The 24,249-nt window shown below is 33.6% G+C and carries 26 protein-coding genes and 1 pseudogene; 6 read left to right on the top strand and 21 right to left on the bottom strand.

Annotated elements, in window-relative coordinates; genetic code table 11:
- Window positions 1–215 (top strand): annotated as a pseudogene (locus NAT47_RS05735) (IS110 family transposase); the annotation flags it as partial.
- A gap of 198 nt (window positions 216–413) precedes the next feature.
- On the opposite strand, the gene NAT47_RS05740 reads toward NAT47_RS05735, so the two are convergent.
- The 3 genes from NAT47_RS05740 to NAT47_RS05750 all read right to left on the bottom strand — a co-directional run bounded on the left by NAT47_RS05740 (window position 414) and on the right by NAT47_RS05750 (window position 3,737).
- Entirely contained in the window at window positions 414–1,055 is a 642-nt protein-coding gene (locus tag NAT47_RS05740; protein ID WP_250581357.1) for a DUF6266 family protein, read from the bottom strand.
- A gap of 971 nt (window positions 1,056–2,026) precedes the next feature.
- On the bottom strand, window positions 2,027–2,296 hold the full coding sequence (locus NAT47_RS05745; RefSeq protein WP_250581358.1) for a helix-turn-helix domain-containing protein: 270 nt from the start codon (window positions 2,294–2,296) through the stop codon (window positions 2,027–2,029).
- A 928-nt stretch (window positions 2,297–3,224) separates the two neighbouring features.
- Window positions 3,225–3,737 (bottom strand): NUDIX hydrolase, encoded by a 513-nt coding sequence (locus NAT47_RS05750; RefSeq protein ID WP_250581359.1) that lies wholly within the window; start codon window positions 3,735–3,737, stop codon window positions 3,225–3,227.
- A 116-nt stretch (window positions 3,738–3,853) separates the two neighbouring features.
- Between NAT47_RS05750 and NAT47_RS05755 the strand changes: the two genes are divergently transcribed.
- The gene (locus tag NAT47_RS05755; protein ID WP_250581360.1) at window positions 3,854–5,068 is read left to right on the top strand and encodes a glycosyltransferase family 4 protein; all 1,215 of its coding nucleotides are present in this window, start codon (window positions 3,854–3,856) and stop codon (window positions 5,066–5,068) included.
- A 59-nt stretch (window positions 5,069–5,127) separates the two neighbouring features.
- On the opposite strand, the gene miaE is transcribed toward NAT47_RS05755, so the two are convergent.
- The 9 genes from miaE to NAT47_RS05800 all read right to left on the bottom strand — a co-directional run bounded on the left by miaE (window position 5,128) and on the right by NAT47_RS05800 (window position 14,000).
- Window positions 5,128–5,709 (bottom strand): tRNA-(ms[2]io[6]A)-hydroxylase, encoded by a 582-nt coding sequence (gene miaE / locus NAT47_RS05760; RefSeq protein ID WP_250581361.1) that lies wholly within the window; start codon window positions 5,707–5,709, stop codon window positions 5,128–5,130.
- A gap of 500 nt (window positions 5,710–6,209) precedes the next feature.
- Window positions 6,210–7,253, bottom strand: coding sequence for an o-succinylbenzoate synthase (locus NAT47_RS05765; protein WP_250581362.1), 1,044 nt, complete (start codon window positions 7,251–7,253; stop codon window positions 6,210–6,212).
- 80 nt (window positions 7,254–7,333) lie between these two features.
- Window positions 7,334–8,530, bottom strand: a complete 1,197-nt coding sequence (locus NAT47_RS05770) for a tetratricopeptide repeat protein (RefSeq protein ID WP_250581363.1) — start codon at window positions 8,528–8,530, stop codon at window positions 7,334–7,336.
- 103 nt (window positions 8,531–8,633) lie between these two features.
- Window positions 8,634–9,311, bottom strand: coding sequence for a metal-dependent hydrolase (locus tag NAT47_RS05775; RefSeq protein WP_250581364.1), 678 nt, complete (start codon window positions 9,309–9,311; stop codon window positions 8,634–8,636).
- Between the two features lie 13 nt (window positions 9,312–9,324).
- A complete protein-coding gene (gene menA, locus NAT47_RS05780; RefSeq protein WP_250581365.1) occupies window positions 9,325–10,245 on the bottom strand; it encodes a 1,4-dihydroxy-2-naphthoate octaprenyltransferase in 921 nt (306 codons plus the stop codon).
- 225 nt (window positions 10,246–10,470) lie between these two features.
- Complete coding sequence (locus NAT47_RS05785; protein WP_250581366.1) at window positions 10,471–11,973, bottom strand: PH domain-containing protein; 1,503 nt, start codon at window positions 11,971–11,973, stop codon at window positions 10,471–10,473.
- Window positions 11,966–12,544: a PH domain-containing protein gene (locus NAT47_RS05790; RefSeq protein WP_250581367.1), complete on the bottom strand. Its 579-nt coding sequence runs from the start codon at window positions 12,542–12,544 to the stop codon at window positions 11,966–11,968. Before NAT47_RS05790 ends, NAT47_RS05785 begins: the two co-directional genes overlap by 8 nt.
- A gap of 2 nt (window positions 12,545–12,546) precedes the next feature.
- Window positions 12,547–13,137, bottom strand: coding sequence for an outer membrane beta-barrel protein (locus tag NAT47_RS05795; protein ID WP_250581368.1), 591 nt, complete (start codon window positions 13,135–13,137; stop codon window positions 12,547–12,549).
- 23 nt (window positions 13,138–13,160) lie between these two features.
- Window positions 13,161–14,000: a 1,4-dihydroxy-2-naphthoyl-CoA synthase gene (locus tag NAT47_RS05800; protein ID WP_250581369.1), complete on the bottom strand. Its 840-nt coding sequence runs from the start codon at window positions 13,998–14,000 to the stop codon at window positions 13,161–13,163.
- Window positions 14,001–14,179: 179 nt separating this feature from the next.
- Between NAT47_RS05800 and NAT47_RS05805 the strand changes: the two genes are divergently transcribed.
- Both NAT47_RS05805 and NAT47_RS05810 read left to right on the top strand, forming a co-directional pair.
- Entirely contained in the window at window positions 14,180–14,626 is a 447-nt protein-coding gene (locus NAT47_RS05805) for a PH domain-containing protein (RefSeq protein WP_250581370.1), read from the top strand.
- Entirely contained in the window at window positions 14,616–15,797 is a 1,182-nt protein-coding gene (locus NAT47_RS05810) for a serine hydrolase domain-containing protein (protein ID WP_250581372.1), read from the top strand. The genes NAT47_RS05805 and NAT47_RS05810 overlap by 11 nt, the downstream gene beginning before the upstream one ends.
- On the opposite strand, the gene ygiD is transcribed toward NAT47_RS05810, so the two are convergent.
- The 4 genes from ygiD to NAT47_RS05830 form a co-directional block, all read right to left on the bottom strand.
- Entirely contained in the window at window positions 15,798–16,631 is an 834-nt protein-coding gene (gene ygiD, locus NAT47_RS05815; RefSeq protein ID WP_456298675.1) for a 4,5-DOPA-extradiol-dioxygenase, read from the bottom strand.
- 110 nt (window positions 16,632–16,741) lie between these two features.
- Window positions 16,742–17,026, bottom strand: a complete 285-nt coding sequence (locus NAT47_RS05820; RefSeq protein ID WP_250581377.1) for a hypothetical protein — start codon at window positions 17,024–17,026, stop codon at window positions 16,742–16,744.
- Window position 17,027: 1 nt separating this feature from the next.
- The gene (locus NAT47_RS05825; protein WP_250581379.1) at window positions 17,028–17,864 is read right to left on the bottom strand and encodes a CvfB family protein; all 837 of its coding nucleotides are present in this window, start codon (window positions 17,862–17,864) and stop codon (window positions 17,028–17,030) included.
- A 132-nt stretch (window positions 17,865–17,996) separates the two neighbouring features.
- Window positions 17,997–19,214, bottom strand: coding sequence for a porin (locus NAT47_RS05830; RefSeq protein ID WP_250581381.1), 1,218 nt, complete (start codon window positions 19,212–19,214; stop codon window positions 17,997–17,999).
- A gap of 80 nt (window positions 19,215–19,294) precedes the next feature.
- On the opposite strand from NAT47_RS05830, the gene prmA reads away from it, so the two are divergent.
- Complete coding sequence (gene prmA, locus NAT47_RS05835; protein ID WP_250581383.1) at window positions 19,295–20,128, top strand: 50S ribosomal protein L11 methyltransferase; 834 nt, start codon at window positions 19,295–19,297, stop codon at window positions 20,126–20,128.
- Window positions 20,129–20,186: 58 nt separating this feature from the next.
- On the top strand, window positions 20,187–20,462 hold the full coding sequence (locus NAT47_RS05840) for an ATP-dependent Clp protease adaptor ClpS (RefSeq protein WP_250581385.1): 276 nt from the start codon (window positions 20,187–20,189) through the stop codon (window positions 20,460–20,462).
- Between the two features lie 48 nt (window positions 20,463–20,510).
- On the opposite strand, the gene sucD is transcribed toward NAT47_RS05840, so the two are convergent.
- The 5 genes from sucD to lpxA all read right to left on the bottom strand — a co-directional run bounded on the left by sucD (window position 20,511) and on the right by lpxA (window position 24,248).
- Window positions 20,511–21,383, bottom strand: a complete 873-nt coding sequence (sucD, locus tag NAT47_RS05845) for a succinate--CoA ligase subunit alpha (protein WP_250581387.1) — start codon at window positions 21,381–21,383, stop codon at window positions 20,511–20,513.
- A gap of 84 nt (window positions 21,384–21,467) precedes the next feature.
- Window positions 21,468–21,830 (bottom strand): nuclear transport factor 2 family protein, encoded by a 363-nt coding sequence (locus NAT47_RS05850; RefSeq protein WP_250581389.1) that lies wholly within the window; start codon window positions 21,828–21,830, stop codon window positions 21,468–21,470.
- A complete protein-coding gene (locus NAT47_RS05855) occupies window positions 21,820–22,761 on the bottom strand; it encodes a UDP-3-O-(3-hydroxymyristoyl)glucosamine N-acyltransferase (RefSeq protein ID WP_250581392.1) in 942 nt (313 codons plus the stop codon). The genes NAT47_RS05850 and NAT47_RS05855 overlap by 11 nt, the downstream gene beginning before the upstream one ends.
- Window positions 22,762–22,860: 99 nt before the next feature.
- Window positions 22,861–23,427 carry an elongation factor P gene (gene efp / locus NAT47_RS05860; protein ID WP_250581394.1) on the bottom strand — a complete coding sequence of 189 codons (567 nt, stop codon included), beginning with the start codon at window positions 23,425–23,427 and terminating at the stop codon, window positions 22,861–22,863.
- Window positions 23,428–23,462: 35 nt separating this feature from the next.
- On the bottom strand, window positions 23,463–24,248 hold the full coding sequence (gene lpxA / locus NAT47_RS05865) for an acyl-ACP--UDP-N-acetylglucosamine O-acyltransferase (RefSeq protein WP_250581396.1): 786 nt from the start codon (window positions 24,246–24,248) through the stop codon (window positions 23,463–23,465).
- Window position 24,249 lies beyond the last annotated feature (1 nt).

Genomic DNA, 24,249 nt, shown 5'->3' on the forward strand with positions numbered 1-24,249 from the left:
CACACTTTTTGAGGGACAAAACACTAAAGTCTATTTTATTTAAGGCTGCGGGAAGTGCCATTCAGCACGATCCTCAATTAAAAAAATATTACCAACAAAAATTAGAAAAAGGAAAGCACAAGCTTACTGCTTTAAATGCTGTTGCAAACAAAATTGTACTAAGAATATTCGCCGTTGCAAAAAGAAATGAACCTTTTGTAAAATTAATTGCTTGATTACTTGTTTTTATCTTAGAATGCTCAGGATGACAATCGAGTCAATTAATTTCCAAAGATTTCTAAGCATTTTAAATTTTAAAATTTATTTCAATTTCTCCCATCTGTGTTCCAAAAACTTGAAAAATAAAAAAACGCCCCACTATCACTAGCAGGGCGTTTGTAAATCGCATGTACGAACACTAATCAAAACTAAGATTAACCCACGGTTACAGCACCTAAGTATAAACTGGTGGCATATAAAGCATCGTTAGAAGAAACAAATGTTGCCCATACTTGTACTTCCAATCCGCTTAAGAAGTTGGGCAATTCAAGAGTAGCGCTTCCACTACTTCTACTCCCTGCATTCAAACTGTACACCGTAGCTTTAGAAGTAGGTTCGTAAACCACTACTACAAGCTTATCGGTTGCCATTGCCTCACCTTGTCCGCTGTTGTCGGTCCAACTAAAATCTAAGTTTTGCCCGGTTCCAGCGATAACAGCTCCATTGTTAATCCCTAGCAAGTCGCCTTTACTAATTAAGACTTTAGTGTAATCCCACTCATAATTAGGATCCGTAAACACAATAGCCTCTTTCATTAAATACGACATTGCTTGATTGCGTCGTGTTTTCAAACCAGCATTACTACCAAAATAGCGTTTAATTACAGGTTGAACCCTGCCAAGAAATTCGGTAGTCATGGCAAACTTACTGCGCTGCTGTTGCTGATACGTTGTTGCCAAACGATTACTCTTTTTAGGTAAACTACGCATTACCTCTTTACCTCGCCATGTAGCGCCCACCACCGGACCTACTTTTCCTGAAAATGCACCTAAGATGCCCTTATTGTATGTACCCATACTCTTTTAAATATTAAATTATTAAAACTATTTTTTTGTTTTTGATGCGCGCTATCAAAGAACGAGACAAAGATAAAGTAAGGCTTTTTATGAACAAATCTAACTTATTAACTTGCAATGAATTAACGTTATTTAAAAGTATTTGATACGTTTTGCTAGGGTATGCCATCTTATGCCCTTCTTTGCCACCTTTTGACGGGTTTTGACGGGTTTTGACGTCTTTTGATAGGAATTGCTAGTCAATGATAGCTCGGGTGTGATTTTAAGGGGGTTTTGTTCGTAGTTTGTTCGAACGTTGTTCGAACGCGCTTCGTAAAAACAGCTGTTTCTTCGAACAAATTAGAAATAAGATAAGAAGGAAAATAAAAAAAAGGAACGATAATCCAATATAAAACGATACATTTTCATTAAGTTCTCTATACATTTTGTATTTGTAAATCTATGGCTTTACAAACACAAAACACTCGAATTGACGCTGGTGGAATTATGAATTTTAAGATGCTAACCTGAAACAACCAGTACCAGAAAAAAGCTCTTGAAACAATACAACCCTACCTCGTCTCTTCGAATGATTTTTAAAAGTGAAATGCTATTTTTTGCTTTTGAAAATTGTATCGAGAATTGTAGAAACGATACATTTTCGTTAGTTCTCGATACATTTTGTATTTGTAAATCTATGGCTTTACCAACACAAAACATTCGAATTGACGCTAATGAAATTATGAATTAAAAGACGCATGAAAGTAGCTTATAAACATTAGCAACGAGATAACACAACCGTCATTTCGAGTGATTTTTAAAAGGAAAAATGCTAATTTTTGCTTTTGAAAATTGTATCGAGAACTATAGAAAGCAAATAAAATAAGCACTATAGAAAGGAAAGAATGTAAAATATTTTACACGTATGAATTGAAGAAAGGAGTTCTAATTGCTATTAGAAAAAAAGCTTGGGGAAGCAAGAATACGAAAACTTAAAGCAAATGCTTGTTTTCTAATTTCTCCATAAGAGATTTTGTAAAGAAAGCTTTTGGATACAAAAAGCGTCCTCCTAGTTTAGTAAAAGGAATTTTCTTTTCTTTACGGTAACGCAACAAAGTAGAATCGCTAATGTTAAACAATTTTAGAACATCTGCATTATCGTACCAAATATCATTATTGGCTTGTTCTTTTAATTGTAAAACTGCTTTAGTTAATTGCTCTACTTGGGTTTGTAAAATTTCAACTTCTGATCGCACAGGCATGTAGGGTTATAATTGTTAAACGACTATTATTCTTTTACTTATAATTTTGTTTTGACTTTTAACAAAAGTGCTAAAAAATGTTATCTAAACAAAGATAACTTGAAAAAAAATAGAATGAAGTTTTCAACAGCTAGCGGCTAAATTTTCTTTTGTAAAAAATATTTTTTTAAAATAAATTGAAAAGTGAATGTAAATACGAGTAAAACAGAATATTAGAACTATAACAAAAACTCTATTTTTACTAAACGTATACTAAACGTATACTAAACGTAAAGTATTGATATAGTGAATATTGCACTCAATTGTTAATAACTACTTTTTGTTTTGATTAAGAAAAGAGCATAACTGTGTTATAAAAAAGGGCAAGAGCAAGAACAAGGGCAAGTTCAATTTCAAAAATCAATAGAGATACTTAGCCGCACGACAAACTGGGCGGTTAGAAAACTCAAATAAGTAAAACGCTCAGTGCAACTCCCTCAACACAATCCACCTCAAAGAAACTCCGTGTAACTCTGTGAAAAACTTAGTGCTACTTTGTGTAACTAAAAAATCCGTCACCACCAGCGCTCCGCCTAGGCGGACCCGTTTCATCCGCGTGCTAATTCAAGGGCAAGTTCAAATTCAAGGACAATGTACTTTACTTATAAAATTAAAACATATAAGTCATAGAAGTATAACTAGTGAAACGTTTCGCCAATAAAGTACATATAAGATTTTGAAGATGATTTCAATTTCTGTAATCTATGTTCCAAAAACCTGAAACTTGAAACAAAATAAATAAAACATCTAAATAGCATTTCATTAGCCTTCGACTTCGCTCAGGGTGACAATCGAGTCAATGAATTTCTAAAGATTTCAAGGGTTTAAATTTTAAAGATAATTTCAATTTCTTCAATCTGTGTTCCAAAAACTTGAAAAACAAAATCAACTATTTCAAATACTGCTCTCCTATCACCTTGCGTATCGAAACAAAACCAATTTTCTCCAAATCAATTTCCGAACGTTTTACCCAAACCAACTCCTGAATTTCATCTTCAGCAGCTACATTGATTATATCAGAAGTTAATTCACATTCGTAAAAAATATCCATCGTTCTGTAAGGCACGTTTTTGTACAAATAATTATTTGGTGAAGTCGTAATATACTTTAAATCCGAAGCCTGCAAGTTCAAGCCCAATTCTTCTCTAATCTCTCTACAAGCCGCTTCTTCCGCCGTTTCATTTGGATCAATGAATCCGCCTGGTAAATCCCATTTCCCTTTGTCTGGGTCCACATTTCGTACCGTAAACAACACCTTGTCTTCAAACGTAAAAACAAGCGCTACAGCCGCCGCAATATTATGATAATAAGTAAACCCACAATCCTCACACAAAAACCGACGATTATCAGGAAACGAAAAATGCGTTGAAGCACAACTAGGACAAAATTTGAAAAAACTCATTTTTTTAGTGATTAGTGATTAGTGATTAGTGATTAGTGATTAGTGCAAATTTACTTTTTACTTTTTACTTTTTACTTTTTACTTTTTACTTTTTACTTAATAACTATCTTTGTTCTATGAACCACTTAGTCATCATCGGAGCCGTATGGCCAGAACCCAATTCAACCGCAGCAGGAAACAGAATGTTGCAACTCATTGCCTTGTTTCAAAAGCAAGACTATGAAATCACGTTTTTGTGTTCGGCTATGCCATCGGACTTCTCATTTGATTTGAGCACAATTTCAGTTAATACGCAAACCATTCAATTAAATAATAGTTCGTTTGATATTATCATCAAAGAATTAAATCCCGATGTTGTACTTTTTGACCGTTTCATGATAGAAGAACAATACGGTTGGCGTGTCATAGAACAATGTCCGAATGCCTTACGAATTTTAGATACAGAAGATTTACATTTCTTAAGAAAAGCCCGAGAAGTAGCGTTCAAACAAAATCGCGAATTGGTCTTTGAAGATTATATTTCCGATGTTTTTAAACGCGAAATAGCTTCTATTTACAGATGTGATTTAACATTATTGATTTCCGAATACGAAATGCAATTGGCTGCTGAATCGTTTAAAATTGATGCTTCTATTTTGTACTATTTGCCTTTCCTATCGGAAGAAATAAATATAAATGTTCCAAAATTTGAAGAACGAAATCATTTTATAAGCATCGGCAACTTTTTGCACGAACCTAATTGGCAAACCGTTTTACAATTAAAAAAACAGTGGAAATCCATCAAAAAACAACTTCCTGAAGCTGAACTTCACGTTTATGGCGCTTATGTTTCCGAAAAAGCCAAACAATTGCATAATGAAAAAGAAGGTTTCTTAATCAAAGGAAGAGCCAAAAGCGTTGCAGACGTGTATGCAAAAGCAAAAGTGTTGTTAGCGCCAATTCCTTACGGAGCGGGTTTGAAAGGCAAATTATTTGAAGCTATGCAATTAGGATTACCTTCTGTTACAACAAAAATGGGCGCCGAAGGAATGAATGGAGTTTTAGATTGGAATGGATTCATCACTTCCGATGAGAATGAATTTGTAGAAAAAGCTGTTGAATTGTATACCAATAAATCAATTTGGAAAACCGTTCAAAAAAACGGTTATGAGATTATCGAAAAACGTTTCAAAAAAGAATTATTTGCAAGTGATTTCATAACTAAAGTAGCACATATTCAAGAACATTTGAAAACACATAGAAATCAAAACTTCTTGGGACAAATATTGCAACATCAAAACTTACAAAGCACCAAGTACATGAGTAAGTGGATCGAAGCAAAGAACAGTTGACAGTCACAGTTTTTAGTCGCAGTATATTCACTGAACACTGAGACTGAGACTACAAACTTTTACCCATGAATCGTCTCCGATTTCCCGTAACTCGCAATCACTTGGGCTTCAAATTCTAACCATTCTTCCCAACGCTTTTTAACGTCGTAGCCTTCTTCTGCTAATTCGTTTGCAAATTGCAAGAAAGAAGTGTAATGATTGGCTTCTGAAATCATTAATTCACGATAAAATTTTGCTAGTTCTTCGTCTTTTATATTATCGGAAAGCACTTTGAATCGTTCGCAGCTTCTGGCTTCTATCATAGCCGCAAATAACATGCGCTCTACAATTAAATGCTTGCGATTTCCAGGCTTCATAAACTTGAATAAATCATTTACATAACTGTCTTTTCGTTCGCGACCTAAGACCCAACCACGCGCTTTGATAATCTCATGTACTTGCTCAAAATGATCCATTTCTTCTTTCGCAATCTTCGTCAACTCGGTAGTAATTTCTGTGAACTCAGGCAACATATTGATTAACATAATGGCGTTAGAAGACGCTTTCAATTCGCACCAAGCATGATCGGTTAGAATTTCTTCTAAGTTTCCTTCGGCGATGTTAGCCCATCTTGGGTCGGTTGGTAATTTTAAACGAAACATTGGATAAATGATTTAGTTGTGCAAATTTAGGAAATAATACTTGTAAACGGAGAATAAGTTCAAGGGCAAGTTCAAATTCAAAATTCAAGTACAAACCCGCTACACCCCTAAAGTCCCCTCAAGGGGACAATTCTTTCTAAGAATATTTATTTTATTAGCATTTCATAAGAACTACTCTAACCGTTGCCTGAGGCTCTCGAAGGCAAAAGGTACCTAAAAAATCCGTCACCACCAGCGCTCCGCCTAGGCGGACCCGTTTTATCCGCGTGCCAACTCAAGGGCAAGTGCAAATTCAAATTCAAAAATTAATTACAAACTCGAAACACCCCTAATCCCGATAGCTATCGGGACCTCAAGGGGACAATCCTACTTTACACTATCAATGTAATACGTTTTCTCAGAAATTCAAGTTACTAATCTAGTAACTCCTTACCGACCTTTGCGAAAAAACTTAGCGTTCTTTGCGTTTAAATAAAATCATCCTTGTTCTAAACTGTAACCTAAATTCCTAAATTAGAAATATCCCATTGTTTATTAACATTATACTGAATATGTCCCTTCTCAATTTCCAACGGACAATCGAAATTATTCGTATACAAACCACCCGTTCCTAAACCTTGCGGCATGGGATTATTGAGTGTGAAAGTAAATTGCGTAATCGCATTTAATCCGATGTTGCTTTCTAATGCAGAAGTAATCCACCAACCAATATTTAAACTTTCAGCTATGGAAATCCATTCTAATGTTCCTTTGAAACCACCGACTAAACTTGGTTTTAAAATGATGTATTGCGGTTGAATTTCTTCTAGTAATTTTCGTTTTTTTTCAATTCCAAAAACACCTATTAGTTCTTCGTCTAAAGCGATTGGAAAAGGTGTTTGTTGACAAAGCATTTTCATTTCTTGAAGTTGACTGGCTTTAATTGGCTGCTCAATACTATGTAATTCAAATTCAGCTAATTGATTCAATTTACTTAAAGCCTCTTTTGAATCAAAAGCACCATTAGCATCCACCCGAATTTCAATGGTGTTAGCATCAAAATTTTGACGAATAAATCGCAATAATCCCAATTCTTTTTCGAAATCAATGGCACCAATTTTCAGCTTGATACACGAAAATCCTTGTGCTAATTTTTCTTCGATTTGGGTTTTCATGAAGTGCTCCTCGCCCATCCAAACCAAACCGTTGATTAACATATTCTTTTTACCAGTTGTAAAATCAGAAGGAAATAAATCGAAAGGAGTTTTCGATTGCAACGACAAAAACGCCATTTCCACTCCAAACTGAATCGAAGGAAACTCTAGTAATGCGTCCCACAATTGGTCTTTTCCCAAATGAATGTTCTGGCAAACCCATTGCAATTTTTCTTCATAATCGGGTCTATCATCAATAGAAAGGGTTCGTAAAATACCACACTCACCAATTCCAATTTTACCATTATCTTCCAAGATTAAAAACCAAGTTTCCTTCTCCGTCATTACCCCCCGAGAAGTGCCACTTGGACGTTTAAAATTTAGGATGTATTTTTTGTAGGTTGCTTTCATATCCAAGTACAAGTGCAAATTCAAGTACAAATTTCAAAGTTTTAAAGTTGATTTTTGTACTTGAACTTGTTATTGATATTTTATTCTAAAACTCTCAAGATTTTCTTGAAGTTGTCGATTGGTAATTTATGCTTTTCAAAAGCTGCGAAATCGACTTTCGTTTGTGCTATCCATGTTTTACCGTTGGATAAGCTTTCGTGAGCGTATTTTTTGTGAATACCTCTTGATTCAGAAATTCTATCGGTAAACAAATAAACGTGCGCCAAATTCAACTGAAAATGAATTTCGGATGGATTCAATTTTATTCCTTTATTGTATGTTTCTTCCGCTTTTGTAAATTGTTTAGAGAACAAATAATAATCGCCTAAAAGTCTATAATCTATATAAGTGGCTCTGTTTTTTGCAAACATTTCGGTTGAAATAATGGAAATCGCTTCTTCATAATTTCCTTTTTGAAAAGCCAAATTTGATTTCTCACGGATGATATCGTAATACGCTTTTACTTCACCCGTTTCTTTTAAACTTTCTTCTGTAAGTTTTTCAATAGCGCTGTTTTTCTCTACAGCTAAAAGTTGAGCATATTCTCTATACGTGTACTTTTTGCTACTATTTTCAATAAAAGCAGCATAAAAAGCCTCTTTTTTTGTAAGTTTTGAAACTACTGGAAGTTTTTTAGCAAGAGTTAAAATTTCATTTTTAGTAGTTTTATCCCAACCTCTGCTCGCTTTATAATCGACCCAAGGCACGACTTCTAAAACGATTTTTTGATTCATGACCCAGTTCTGACTTTCAAATCCGAACCACAAATTAGGTAAATTGGTCAAACATAACGAAGAAGACGAAATCAACTTGGCGTCTTTGTTTACCTTTTCTTTTTGTTCCCAGCACGCTCTATCAGTTTTACCCTCTTTTAGAAACAAATTTGCCGCATTCGCTTCTTGAAACAAAGCAAACGTACATTTATCATCACCTGAAATAGCCGATGTTAAATGAATCGCACCAGCTGTTCCCTGGCTAATTCCGGTAGGGTCAGGAATCGCTTTCAACACCGAAACCAAACTAGAAGTCAACTTCTGATTCTCGTCTAAAACCGTCACTCGGTATACAAATTCAGTGGTTCCGACGGGTAAATCTTCTGTTTTAATCAGAGCGCGTTTTCCTGCAGAAAGTGTTATTTCTTTTGTAGTGGCGCGTTCTTTATCCCAAAAACCATCTTTTTGAGCGTAAATTGAGCTAGAAAACAATACGGCGGATACGAAGTAAACTATTTTATTCATTATGATTTTTTAATTTAAACACGAATTACACAAATTTTCACCAATTAGAAAAGTAAAAAACTATGTATCTATGTGTTTAATACATTCAATTTTTATACCAAATTTACAATTCGATACTTGCTCCAATTTCTAATAGCATCAAATCTTTTCCTTTATCGAAAAATTTGCGTTTTGCTTCTTCGTGATTGATTTCAATGTAACCAAATGTATCGAAATGATATCCTAACACTTTATCGCATTGTACAAAATCAGAAGCAATAATAGCATCTTCAACGTCCATAGTGAAGTTATCGCCAATAGGTAAAATCGCTAAATCTAACTTGGTACGCATTGGAATTAGTTTCATATCCATAGTTAAAGCGGTATCGCCTGCGATGTAGATGTTTTTGTGTTCGCCCTCGATTACAAATCCACCAGGTTGTCCTCCGTAGCTTCCATCAGGGAATGAAGACGTATGAAGTGCAATTACATATTTCACGGTTCCGAATTCAAAATCCCAACTTCCACCGTGATTCATAGGATGGTAATTGAAACCTTTGTTTCCGTAATGTGAAGCAATTTCGTAGTTGGAAACAATAACGGCTTCGGTACGTTTAGCAATCGCTTCCACATCTAAAATATGGTCTTGATGTGCGTGAGTTAGCAATATATAATCCGCTTTCAACGTATTGATATCAATATGAGAAGCCTTTGGATTTCCTGAAATGAAGGGGTCAACTAAAATGTGAACCTCGTTAAGTTCAATTCCGATACAAGCGTGTCCGTAAAATGTGATTTTCATAGTTTTATAATTTTTATGATGCTAACATTATTAAATCTTTTAAAACAGAGCTTAAGTATAAAATTAACCAAAATAATAGACTTAATACAAATGTTCCCAATGCTACTTTTTTAAGTTCTGGGTCGAAGTCATCGTATTGTTTTGCTTTATAAACTGTTACTATGTGTTTTATAAAAAAAATATTAACCAAAAGAATTGGGAAGTAAGATGTATCTGTTAGTATAGCAAATACAAACATAACAATCATTTGAATAAAAAATAATAACGAATGATATTTCTTCGCATTCTCCAATCCCATCTTCACTACCAACGTATTCTTTCCTGCGATTTTATCGTTTTCAATATCGCGCATGTTATTTAAATTCAGCACCGCAACGCTTAATAATCCGATGGCGGTTGCGGGTAAGAATAATTTCCAATCGATAAAATGGGTAAACAAAAAGTTAGAACCAATTACCGAAACCAACCCGAAGAAAATAAACACAAATAAATCGCCAAAACCGCTATATCCATAAGCGCTTTTCCCAACCGTATATTTAATGGCTGCTCCGATGGAACCGATTCCTAATAAAATAAATATCAAACTCAAGGCGAAATTATCTTTTCCAAAAGCTATGTAAATCAATAACAGCGCAATAATGAACGTCAATACTGCAGTAATAATTACCGCTTTTTTCATTTGCTCGGCTGTGATAACTCCGGCTGCTACTAAACGTTTTTCGCCTATTCTATTTGCATCGGTTCCTTTTACGCCATCACCGTAATCGTTGGCGTAATTGGACAATACTTGTAATCCTAACGTAGTTAATAACGCCAAAACCACAATTCTCCAATCGGAATATCCTTGATAATAGGCATAAGCGCTTCCTACAATTATTCCAGAAACGGAAAGTGGTAAAGTTCGTAATCGTGCGGCTTGTATCCAGTGTTTCATTATTTAATTATTTAATTATTTTAATTAAAATCAAGTTCAAGGGCAAGTTCAAGTTCAAGAGCAATGGTTTTCGCTTCGCTCTAATGTGAGCCTACTTCGTAGGAGATTCCTACTTCGGCGGAATAACAAAACTAAGTCAATAATATCAAACTCCCAACTTCCTACTCCAATCTCCAATCTCCCATCTCCAAACTTCTAACTTCTAACTTCCTACTTCCAACTCCACTACATCCAATTCTTTTCCCAAGTTTCCACTTCGTATAACCAATAATTTACTAATTGCTTAATTTCGGTGTAATTTCCTGTGGTAAAACTTACGGTTCCTCCTGCAGTTGATAGCGTAACCGAACCGATATTCGTTGCTTTTTGCCAAAAAAATTGTTGGGTTTCGATAGCTTGAATTTTATAGGGTTCTATAATTGTTGTATCAATATCCCAAGCGCCATTTTGTTTGATGATGAAATCATGGGAAACAAAAAGTTTGTAATTTTTAAACGAAAACCAAAGCATCACTCCGGCGAAAACAGAAAAAATAGCTGTATACATGAACCAATCGTTCCAAGCTACAAAATCCGTTTTGTGATTTAGGAATAAGGTTACGACTATTGGAACTAATAAAAAGAAAAACGTATTCACCGCTAATTTTCTCCAATTCGGCAAATACATCGTTCCTTTTTGAGGTAATTGCCCTAATAACAATTTTAGAATAGCATCGCGTTCGTTTTCAGTACAACCTGGGACTTCAATTTGGTCTTTTTCTTTTACTTTCTCTGCATCACTTGAGGCTTGATGTATGCCAATCGTGGTTACATCCAATTTCTTTTGAAAGTAGTTTTGAGTAACTTTAATTTTTTGAACTTTATTTGGATTCAACAAGGTGTTTTTTGTCGAAAGTAATCCGTAAGACAAAATGATAGCTTGTTTGCTTTTCTGAATAGTGAAATCGAAATATTTGAGAATCGTTCGAACTAAATTCACCAGTAAAATCAAGGTAATAAAAAAACCAATGACAATAAAAACAGAAGTGTAAACAGGTAAAGTATCTAAATAATTAGTCACTTGATCTTCATCAATTACTTCCGCATTCAACTGTTGTAAATTTTCAACAATAGTGGTGAAAAACAGAAAAATCAGAGCAAAACTTTTGATATAATTCGAGGTAAATCCGATTTTTATTAAACTTGGTAATCCAATTTTTATAAAGGATGTTGGTGTTATCTCTTCAACATTTTTTTCAGCATTCTCAGTCAGTTCTGATTGCGAATGATTGATTAATCGTTCTTTCAGAATAGTTGCCAACTCATGAGAAATGGCACTAATAGAAGCTTCTTTTTTATCGCTTCCAGCAGTATCAATTTCCAATTTATGAACCCCAACCAAACGTTGAATTAAACTTTGATTGATATTGACTTGCTGAATTTTATGCAACTGAATGGTAATTCTGGTTTTATTCAAAACTCCTTTTTGAATGACAAATTCGTTGTTTTCTTCATCAATGTGAAAAGTAAAAAATAGATACTGCAAATACGAAATTACTCCAAGTAAAATTACAACTCCGGCAATACTTCCAAAGAAAACAAGTTTGTTTAAGGATTCAAATCTAACCAACCAAATCAACAACATGGGCCACAAAGCACGAACCGTCTTCTGCAGGGAATTGGCAAACATGACCAAAATTCCCGGAAGCGATTGTCGTTGCGGCTGTGAAAAATCAACTGATTTATTCATGTTCTTCAGATAACAGAGTTTCTGTTGGTACTACTTCAATTGGTTCGTCTTGCTTGGGCGGATTAATTTTTTGGGAAACCAAATTCTTAATGATTTGGGCATCAGCCAAAAGCAAACCAGGAATTTCTAAATCCGAACTACTACCACCTGCAGTAAATAATTCAATTGAAGCCAATCCTAATTTTCTTGATATAAATCCTTGATGCAAAGCCACATGTTGTACTCTATTGAAAGGAATAATTGTAGTAGTTTCCGAAATTAATCCCGATTTATAAATAGCATCGTGTTCTCTAAAAGCATACCCTTTTTTCTGAAAACTAAACTTAGTAAACACAACTAATCCTGTTAAAAATAAAACAATTCCAACTACAATCCCCATCCAAATTGTATTAGAAAAAGCTTCCTGCTTGAAATAAAACAAGGCTGAAAATCCTCCAATAACCAATAGTAAAAGCAATGAAAAATTAAAAAGTAAAACTGTAATATACTTGGGATTTAAACCTTTCAATTGCACTTCTTCGAATTTCGGAAGTTGGTTTAAGTCGATGGAATTATTGGTGAATTCGTTCATATTTAAAATTTAAAGCCAAGACCTAAATTGATAAAATGCGTATTAGCAGCTCCATCAAAATCATTAGAATTTATTGGAAAATATTTGTAACTACCTTCTATAAAAAACAAATCAGAAACATGATATTTTAAACCCGGATTAATTGTTAAACCATTGAAGTTAAGTTTTTTTTCTCGTGTTGTTATTGCTGGATCCATAGGCTCAAAAACACCTGTTTCAAATTTGAAATCATTTGAAAAAAAAGCATATCCTATACCAAAGAACGGTTTTAATTTACCTTTGAAAACGTCAACTTCAATACTAGCATTGGGATTCCAAATTAGGATATCATTTTGTAAAAATAAATCTCTCGATTGCAAATAGTCGATATTCAAACCTCCAAAAATCGAAATCATTTCATTTTGATAAATTGCGTAATTAGCGGAAATACCGACAATTCCATTAAAACCGTCACTAATAATGTTTTCATTACGAAGATTTCCAACGTAATGAACTCCTACTTGAAATTTTGTTTCTTTTTTAACGTCTGTATTTTCTTGAGCTAATGATACATTACCCAACAATACTAGTAACCCGAATGCGATTTTTTTCATGAATCTTTATTCTATTCTCTTAGTTATGGCAAATATTTCTTCTCAAAATTCGGTTTACGTTTTTCTAAAAACGCATCTCTTCCTTCTTTGGCTTCGTCTGTCATGTAAGCTAAACGAGTCGCTTCACCAGCAAAAACTTGTTGGCCAACCATTCCATCATCTGTTAAATTCATGGCAAATTTTAGCATTTTGATTGAGGTTGGTGATTTTGCTAGAATTTCTTGTGCCCATTCATAAGCTGTATCTTCTAACTCAGCATGAGGAATTACCGCATTTACCATTCCCATTTCAAAAGCTTCTTGAGCCGAATAATTTCTACCTAAGAAGAAAATTTCTCTCGCTTTCTTTTGTCCCACCATTTTTGCTAAATACGCCGAACCGTAGCCACCATCGAAACTTGTTACATCGGCATCGGTTTGTTTGAAAATAGCATGTTCTTTACTCGCTAACGTTAAATCACAAACAACGTGAAGCGAGTGTCCGCCACCTACAGCCCAACCGGGAACCACACAAATTACCGCTTTTGGCATGAAACGAATCATACGTTGTACTTCTAAAATATTTAATCTGTGGTAACCGTCTTCGCCTACGTAACCTTGATGTCCGCGTGCTTTTTGGTCGCCACCACTACAAAAACTCCAAATGCCATCTTTAGAACTTGGACCTTCTGCAGACAATAATACAACTCCAATTGAGGTATCTTCTTGTGCGTCATAAAATGCCTGAATTAATTCGGCAGTAGTTTTCGGACGAAAAGCATTTCTAACATCAGGACGATTGAAAGCGATTCGGGCAACACCATTGCATTTTTTATACGTAATATCTTCAAATTCTCTAACGGTTTTCCATTCTATTTTGCTCATTTTTTCAAATATTTAAGTCAATTTTATTAAATGTAATTTTCTGTAAAAATAATTCATTTTTTGCATTATATTGCAAGTCCAAAAGTAGATAATTAGAATATTTCATATCTAACATCTAAAGTAATTTTCAAGCATTTCATCATTTTCATTAATTTTATGATTTTCAAAATATTATCGTAATGATTTTCAAATCGGCAGTAAGTAAATTAAACAAATACATTTATGTTGGAGTAATCTTATTTTTATTACTCTTAACAATTCCTGCTCTTTTTGAAGACTCGTACGAGCCATTAGTTGTATTATTTACGATGCATTTCTTGATTATTTTATTTTTTTTATGGCTCTTTACAAGTACATACTATAGAATTGAAAACTCGGATTTACATTGGAAATCGGGTCCGTTTTATGGAAAAATTGATATTACTAAAATTTCTAAAATTGAATATCACAAAGGAATTTACGTACCAACTATTTGGAAACCAGCATTGAGTCATATTGGTTTAATTATTACCTATAATAAATATGATGATATTTACATTTCACCTGAAAAACAAGAAGAATTTATTGCTACATTGCAACGCCTAAATCCCAATATTACGTTTAAGAATACGCCTTATGTTGAATAAAATAGTACTTGTAGGTTTAAGCCTATTACTTTTTAATTGCCAAAATAAACCCGACGAAAACAAAGAATCTACCTTGAAAGATAAAGAAGGTAATGTTTCTGTATACGCTGTAAACTTTACTCCTCTAACCACCATCTATAAAAAACGAATGGGAAATGAAGTAGAAGCTTTCTATGATAAAAAATTTAATTCAAAAGATTTTAGCGGGTCGTTTTTAGTAGCTAAAAATGGAGAAATCCTATATGAAAATTATAGTGGCTATGCCTACAAAGAAAAAGGCGATTCGATTAAAGAAAACACTCCTTTACATATTGCATCGGTAAGTAAAATTATTACGGCTGTAACCGTTTTAAAATTGGTTGACCAAAAGAAACTAGAATTAGATGCTACAGTAAAATCGATTTTACCGGAATTTCCTCACGAAGAAACTACGGTAAGAATGTTATTAAGTCATCGAAGTGGTTTGAGAAATTATGCTTATTTTACAGATGATAAAGGTGTTTGGGATAAGAAGAAAACATTAACCAATCAAGATGTCTTAACGCTTTTAGCAACTAAAGACATTGGATTAGAATCTAAACCTGGAACGCGTTTTGGTTATTGCAATACGAATTATGCTTTATTAGCTTTAATCATCGAAAAAGTGACCAATAAAACGTATCCAAAAGTGCTTCAAGAAATGATTTTTGATCCTTTAGATATGAAAAACACTTTTGTTTTTGATGATTTAAATAAGAAAGACGAAGTGAGTCAATCTTACAAAAACAACTATTTGCGTTTGGCTTTTGAGTTTTTAGACCAAGTATATGGTGATAAAAATATCTATTCTACTCCACGCGATTTACTGAAATTTGATTTGGCCTTATATTCCGACAAATTCTTGAGCGCTAAAATGAAAGAGGAAATGTACAAAGGCTACAGCTACGAAAGAAAAGGCATCAAAAATTACGGATTAGGAATTCGAATGTTGGAATTTGAAACGGGACAGAAATACTTTTTTCATAACGGATGGTGGCATGGAAACACCTCCTCTATGGTTACACTTCATAAAGATTCAGTAACTATTATTGCCTTATCTAACAAGTTTACACGCAAAACGTATCAAACAAAACGTTTAGCACCAAGATTTGGCGATTATCCGTTTAAATTTAATGCAGAAGAAGGCGAATAATTAGCCTATTTTCACCGAAGTCATCGTTAACGAACCTCCAACCGCTTTATCATTAAAGAATTCTACTTTATCATTATCTGTTTGAAGTGCTAAAATGTACAACAAGGGATAATAATGATCGGGTGTTGGTATAGCTAACGTTGCAGCTTTATGTAATTTTTCATATTGAATTAATTCTTTATGAAAACCATTTGAAATTTTATTTTTAAAAACATCATTCATTTCTAATGCCCAATCAAATCCGTATTCTGGTTCGTTGAGTTTATCCCAAGCTACCATTCGTAAATTGTGCACCATATTACCACTTCCGATAATTAAAACACCTTTTTTACGAAGTGCTAATAATTGTTTTGCCAATTCATAATGATAAGCTGCTGGTTTATAATAATCGATACTCAATTGTAAAACGGGAATATCGGCATTAGGATACATGTGTTTTACAACGGACCAAGTTCCATGATCTAATCCCCAATCGTGGTCTAATTCCACCGCTGGATTGGTAATTAATTTTTGAATTTCAGTTGCCAATTCTGGACTTCCCGGAGCTGGATATTGTACCTCAAATAACGCTTGTGGAAAACCTCCAAAATCGTGAATCGTTTTTGGATTTGGCATTGCCGTTACCATTGTCCCCTTTGTTAACCAATGTGCCGAAACCACAACAACTGCTTTCGGAGTTGGAATTTCTTTCCCCATTTGTTGCCAACGTTTTGAAAATATATTATCTTCAATAGCATTCATTGGTGAACCGTGTCCGATGAATAAAACGGGCATCTTCTCCTCTTCTTCTCCTAATCCTTTTGTCCAATCATAGAACGGTTGTATACTTGCCATAGCGACTCCTCCTGAAAGTAAAGTTATGAAATTCTTGCGATTCATAAATTAATATTTGTACATACAAATGTAATAATAAAAAGAATACAAAATTCTAATTTAGGAAAAGTTTAGGGAAGTAAGTCGATTTTGAAATATCTCAAAATAAAAAAGATAGACATTACATTTAATAACAATGCTAACCAATAATATTTATTATAATCATCAGTATTTATAGCAATTTCATATAAATTTAAAAGAGGTAAAACCACAACGGCAATCCAAATCGGAATCCAAATGATTTCAGTCTCAAAACCAATAAAATGGATAGTTTCAAAATTTTGAAAAATAGCAACAAATGTCATTAATAAAACAACAACACTTAATACCAGATATATTTTGTTTTTTGTCGACATATTACACTAAGTAAATCCCGTCTTCTTTGATTTCGATAAGTTTTTGTTTGTATAAATTTCCAACGGCTTTTTTGAAATTCTTTTTACTCATTTTCAAAACCGTTTTAATGTCTTCTGGATGTGAATTATCCGTTAAACGTAAGAAACCGCGATTCGCTTTTAATTCGTCTAAAATTACTTGTGAAGAAGGTTCAATAGCCTCTACTCCTATTTTACGAAGTAAGACATCAATTTTACCATCAGGGCGAATGGTTTTGATGTACCCTTTTGTTTTCATTCCGGGTTTTACATCATCATATACTTCATTTTTATAGGCTAACCCTTTGTGTTTTTGATTGATGATACAATTGATTCCGCCTTCGGTAATATGAGAAATTAAAATATCCACCTCTTCGTTGCGTTGTAACTCTAAATTTTCGTTACTCAAAAACTGATTGGTTTTACTCGAAGCTACTAAACGATTTGTTTTTTCATCTAAAAACATATACACCAAATAACGTTTACCTTCTTCCATTGGACGCGCTTGTTCTTTAAACGGAACAAACAAATCTTTCTCTAATCCCCAATCTAAAAAAGCTCCGAATTTGTTGATGTAATTTACTTTTAAATGCGCAAATTCATTCAACTTGATATACGGTTTCAAAGTTGTTGCAACAGGGCGTTCTTCGTGATCTAAATACACAAAAACCGTTAAATTATCGCCAATAGTAAATTCTTTTGGCACATATTTATTTGGCAATAAAACATCATCTTCTTGTGTGTCTTCGCTTCCTAAAAACAAACCAACTTTAGTATCTCTAAGTATTTTTAACGTATTGAACTCTCCTATATGTAACATAAATGATTTAAATAAAGTGCAAAGGTAATCATTTTAAAAATTAGAATTTAGAAATTAGAATTCCGAAATAATGAAAACAAAAAAACCACAAATCAATCACTGACTTGTGGCTTTGTGCTATATGTCTAAAACTTAGATTCCGATTTCTAATTGAAAACGAACGTACCAATTTTGTTTATTACTTCCGTCTAAATAATTCAAATCGCTTAACGTAACTTCTCCTTGTAATTTGAAAGCATGTTCCCAAAGATACTTTGTAAGACCTAACGAGTATTGTTTGGAATCTGGTGTTAATGCTTTAATATCGTCATGCATATTTTGAGTTGAAAAACGACCAATAATTTCGTAATTCGTTGGGAAAACATAACTCAATTGATAGTCCATTCCATTTCCAACAGGAACATAATTGAATTCTGTTATATCTTCTGGATTAAAAGCAATTGGATCTTTAGCTGAACGCGACATATAACTCGACATAAAAGCCCATCCATTATATTTGAACATTGCATCTAATAATACCGATTTCATTGTTTTTTGTTCAAATAAATCGCCACCTAATTGTCCTTGAGTTCTTCTAGCTCTGTTATTTTGGTGAAATGCCCCTGACAATAATAATCTTGGTTTTTCCTCACGGGCAACATCTCCTTCAAAATTGGTACCATCTTTTTTAAACGATCCAAAAGGCATTAATTCTAATTTTCCCGTCAATGCCACTCCGTCATCAGCAGATTTTGTCCAGTTTCTTCCTTCTCCTGTTGAAACAGCCGTTTTTACATTGTATGAAAATTTATCTGTATTTTCATTCAAATAATAGGCTTGAAAACCAAAATCACGATCAATAGTAAAACGTGCATTATTGATACTTCTGTCGGTTAACTGTAAAGCTCCTGATGAATTGACACGTTGACGGTTTCCTGGTAATTTGGTTTGACCAAAAAGAAAACTCCAATGTTTATTTGGTCGATAAAAAATAGCAGCATCTCTAATGATATTAATATTTTCACCATCATGAACCTCCCCAACATCCCCAGGAGCAAAAGACAACTGGATTACATATAAAATGTGTGGGTTTCCAACATATCCATCAAATCTCAAACGTAAACGTCTAATTTCTCCAGAATAAGTAGGATCTTCTCCTTCATTTTCAAAATAAGTCACCCTATTTTGCATTCTAAAACGAATATTCAATTGAAATAAACTATCAGGTGATGTCATTCCTAATCCTTTTCCATAACTGTAATATGGCAAGGCAGCCAACTTTACATCGTTGTCTTTTGAGGGTTCTTTTACGTCCTGTGCAAAAGTAAAGGTGCTGATTACAAGTAATAAAAATGTAATTAATTTTTTCATTTGTTATGTTGTTGTTTATTTTATACAAAATTAATATTAAATATCAACTAAACACTACCTTTGCAAAAAATTAAAGAATTATGTCAAACATATACATAGGATATCATTTTACAGTTCATCCTTTAGAAATAGGAAGTGAAATTCTGATTGCGGAATTAGGTGAAAAAGCTTTTGAAAGTTTTATTGAAACTGAAACCGGAATCTCTGCTTTTGTACAAAAGGATTTATGGGATGAAACCATTTTAGATGACATTCAAATTTTGAGTAATCCAGAATTTAAAATCGAGTATACTTTCGAAGAAATTGAACAGGTTAATTGGAACGAAGAATGGGAGAAAAACTTCGAGCCTATTGATGTAGACGGAAAATGTCACGTACGAGCACCATTTCATGAAAAAACAAATGCTGAATACGACATCGTAATCGAACCTAAAATGAGTTTTGGAACAGGACATCATGAAACGACGCACATGATGATTCAACATTTATTAGAAACAGATTTAGTAGGCAAGAAAACTTTAGATATGGGATGTGGAACTGCCATTTTAGCTATTTTAGCCGAAATGAAAGGTGCACAACCTATCGATGCTATTGATATTGATAATTGGTGTTATTTAAACTCGATTGAAAATGCAGAACGCAATAATTGTAAACATATTTCGGTTTATGAAGGAGATGCTTCTTTATTAATAGGTAAAAAATATGATGTGATTATTGCAAACATCAACCGTAACATACTTTTAAATGATATGCAACAGTATGTAGCTTGTTTAAACGAAAACGGAATTTTATTTTTAAGTGGATTCTATACGGAAGATATTCCTGTAATTTCAGAAAGCTGTACTTCGAAAGGATTAACGTATGTAAAACAATTTGAAAGAAACAATTGGGTGGCATTGAAGTTTATAAAATAGTATTTTGAATTTTATAAATTAAATTCTAAATTTGTTATTCAACTGATAATAGATGATTATGAGTACAATAGAAAAAGTTAAAGAAGAAATTGTAGTTGAAGAAGCTATTGATTTAAATCATGAAATTGTATTACACAATGATGATGTTAATACTTTTGATCATGTAATTGATACTTTAATACGAGTATGCAATCATGATGATTTACAAGCAGAGCAATGTGCTATTCTAGTACATTATAAAGGAAAATGTACCGTTAAAACAGGTTCTCTAGAAGAGTTAAAACCTCAATGTTCTGCTTTATTAGATGCAGGCTTAAGTGCTGAAATTATATAAAAAAGTCCCGATTAAATCGGGACTTTTTATTTTATATGGTTTTGAGGATTACCCTAAAACTTCTTTTACTTTTTTACCAATTTCAGCTGGAGAATCTACCACGTGAATTCCGTTTTCTCTCATGATACGTTTTTTAGCTTCTGCTGTATCATCAGCACCACCAACGATTGCACCTGCGTGACCCATTGTTCTTCCTTTTGGAGCTGTTTCACCTGCGATGAATCCAACAACAGGTTTACGGTTTCCGTCAGCTTTAATCCAACGAGCAGCGTCAGCTTCTAATTGACCTCCGATTTCACCAATCATAATGATGATTTCAGTTTCTGGGTCATTCATTAATAATTCAACAGCTTCTTTAGTTGTAGTTCCAATAATTGGGTCACCACCAATTCCAATAGCTGTAGTAATTCCTAAACCTTGTTTTACTACTTGGTCAGCAGCTTCGTATGTTAAAGTACCTGATTTAGATACGATACCAACAGTTCCTTTTTTGAAAACGAAACCAGGCATAATACCAACTTTAGCTTCTTCTGGTGTAATAACACCAGGACAGTTAGGACCAACTAAACGGCAATCTTTTCCTTTGATGTAATCGTACGCTTTAATCATATCTGCTACCGGAATACCTTCAGTAATACAAATAATTACTTTAATTCCAGCTTCAGCAGCTTCCATAATTGCATCAGCAGCAAATGCTGGCGGAACGAAGATGATAGAAGTATCAGCACCCGCTTTCACAACTGCATCTTTAACAGTATTAAAAACAGGTCTATCTAAGTGCATAGTTCCTCCTTTTCCTGGAGTTACACCACCCACAACATTTGTTCCGTACTCGATCATTTGAGAAGCATGGAAAGTTCCTTCGCTACCTGTAAATCCTTGTACAATTATTTTTGAATTTTTATTTACTAAAACGCTCATGATATATGAATTAAATTGTGTTTAAAAATGTAATGCAAAAGTATGTTTTTTACCAAATAATTACCTCTTTTTTATGTTATTTTTTTAATTAGGTTTGCTAATTTGATATCCTTTTTTGATTTTATTATCTTCAAATTCCCAAATGGCCACTACTTTTGCAATTTGAACAAACTCTCTTGGATTTTCAATTGTGGTTACTTTATGATTGTATTTTACCACAATTTGATTATTTTCTTCAATAAAATGTGAGATTTCCATGAAAGAATCAACGTAATTTTGTTTTAATTCGTTTGCCAAATTAACGATATCTTCCTTAGTCATGGAGTCATTTCCATGGGAACTATCCCAAACCAATACAAAATCATCATGCAAAATTTCATTTAAAAAAGTGTCATTTCGCACACCATCTTCTTTATACAAAAATTCAATTATCTCTCTATTTGTCATTTTGCTTTAATTTTTCTATGATTTCTGGAATTCGTTTTACATTAGCTAATTGTTTTAATTTCTCACGAGATTCTTCAATAGGAGTACCAAAATAAGTTTTGCCGCCTTCGATGGATTTCGTCACACCAGTTTGTCCCAAAACAACAGCTTTTGAACCTATGATTATACCACTTGTAGTACCAACCTGCCCCCATAGCGTAACCTCATCTTCAATAACTACACAACCGGCGATTCCTGTTTGTGAGGCTATCAAACATTTTTTTCCAATCACTGTATCATGGCCTACATGCACTTGATTGTCAATTTTAGTTCCAGATCCGATAGTGGTATCACCAGTTACTCCTTTGTCAATAGTGCATAATGCTCCGATTCCTACATTATCTTCAATCACCACTCGCCCACCCGACAATAATTGATCAAAACCTTCTGGACGTTTTTTGTAATAAAAAGCATCTGCACCAAGTATAGTTCCGGCATGAATCATTACGTTATCACCAATAATGGTATTGTCATAAATTGTAACATTAGCGTGAATCAAGCAGTTTTTACCAATTTGCACATTATGTCCGATGAAGCAATTAGGTTGAATAATCGTTCCTTCTCCTATTGTGGCCGAATCAGATATGGTTATTTGCGAAGGATGAAAAGGTCTGAAATATTTTGTAAGTTTATTAAAATCTCTAAAAGGATCATCAGAAATCAATAACGCTTTTCCTTCTGGACATTCCACTTCTTTGTTAATTAAAACAATAGTAGCTGCCGATTGAAGTGCTTTATCGTAATATTTTGGATGATCAACAAATACAATATCTCCGGGTTCTACCACATGAATTTCATTCATACCGTGAACTGGAAAATCGGCATCACCCACAAAATTACAATTGATAATTTGGGCAATATCTTTTAGAGGATAAACTTTTGGAAATTTCATTAAAAAGTGATTAGTGAATAGTAATTAGTGATTAGCAAAATATAAAAGAGTAATTAGTTTTTGGTTATTTACTAATTACTCTTTACTTTTTACTATCAATTATTCTTTTACTCTTTCCATATAGTTTCCAGTTGCTGTATCAATTTTGATTTTATCTCCTTCATTGATAAACAACGGAACGTTTACAGTAGCTCCTGTTTCTACAGTTGCTGGTTTTGTAGCATTTGTAGCTGTATTTCCTTTAACTCCTGGCTCAGCATAAGTCACTTCTAAAATAATAGAAGCTGGCATATCAACTGATAAAGGCACTTCAGTTTCAGCATTGATTTGAATCATTACGTTTGTTCCTTCTTTTAATAAATCGGGAGCATCTAATACTTTTTTGTCTAACGTAATTTGTTCAAAAGATTCGTTGTTCATGAAGTGAAACTGATCTCCTTCAGCATATAAATATTGGAAAGTATGCGTTTCTACACGAACTTCTTCAATTTTATGCCCTGCTGAAAACGTATTATCTAAAACTTTACCATTTGTCAATGATTTTAATTTAGTTCTTACGAAAGCTGGACCTTTTCCAGGTTTAACATGTAAAAACTCAATGATTTTGTAAATATCATTGTTATACTTAATACATAATCCGTTTCTAATATCTGCAGTTGTTGCCATTGTAATTATTTATGTTTATTAACTATTTTTAAATTTTAAATTGAACTTGTATATCCCTTCATAATTCCTCGAGAAGAATTTCGTATGAAATCTAAAATCTCATCTCTTTCTGGTGTAGCTTCCATTTCAGCTTCAATGATACTAACCGCTTGAGAAGTATTGTAGTTTTTTTGATATAAAATTCGGTAAATATCCTGAATTTCTCTGATTTTTTCAGTTGAGAAACCTCTTCTTCTTAATCCTACTGAGTTGATTCCCACGTAAGAAAGTGGTTCTTTTGCTGCTTTGGTATAAGGAGGAACATCTTTACGTACTAATGAACCACCAGAAATCATAGCATGATCTCCAATAGAGATAAATTGATGAACTGCAGCTAAACCTCCAATGATGGCAAAATTTCCAACAGTAACATGTCCTGCTAAAGCCACACCATTAACAATAATAGCATTATCACCAATATGACAATCATGTGCTATGTGCGCAGTTGCCATAATCAAACAATTTTTACCAATTACAGTCTGACCTGAGGCTACAGTTCCTCTATTAATAGTTACACATTCTCTTATGGTAGTATTATCTCCAATGACTGCTAATGAATCTTCTCCACCAAATTTTAAATCTTGTGGTACTGCAGAAATTACGGCACCAGGGAATATATTACAATTTTTACCTATTCGAGCACCTTCCATAATGGTTACATTTGAACCAATCCAAGTTCCCTCACCTATTTCAACATTGTTATGAATAGTAGTAAATGGATCGATTACTACGTTTCTTGCTATTTTGGCACCGGGGTGCACATAAGCTAATGGTTGATTCATA

It is taken from the genome of Flavobacterium fragile, from assembly GCF_023634865.1.
GTDB classification, from domain to species: Bacteria; Bacteroidota; Bacteroidia; order Flavobacteriales; family Flavobacteriaceae; genus Flavobacterium; species Flavobacterium fragile.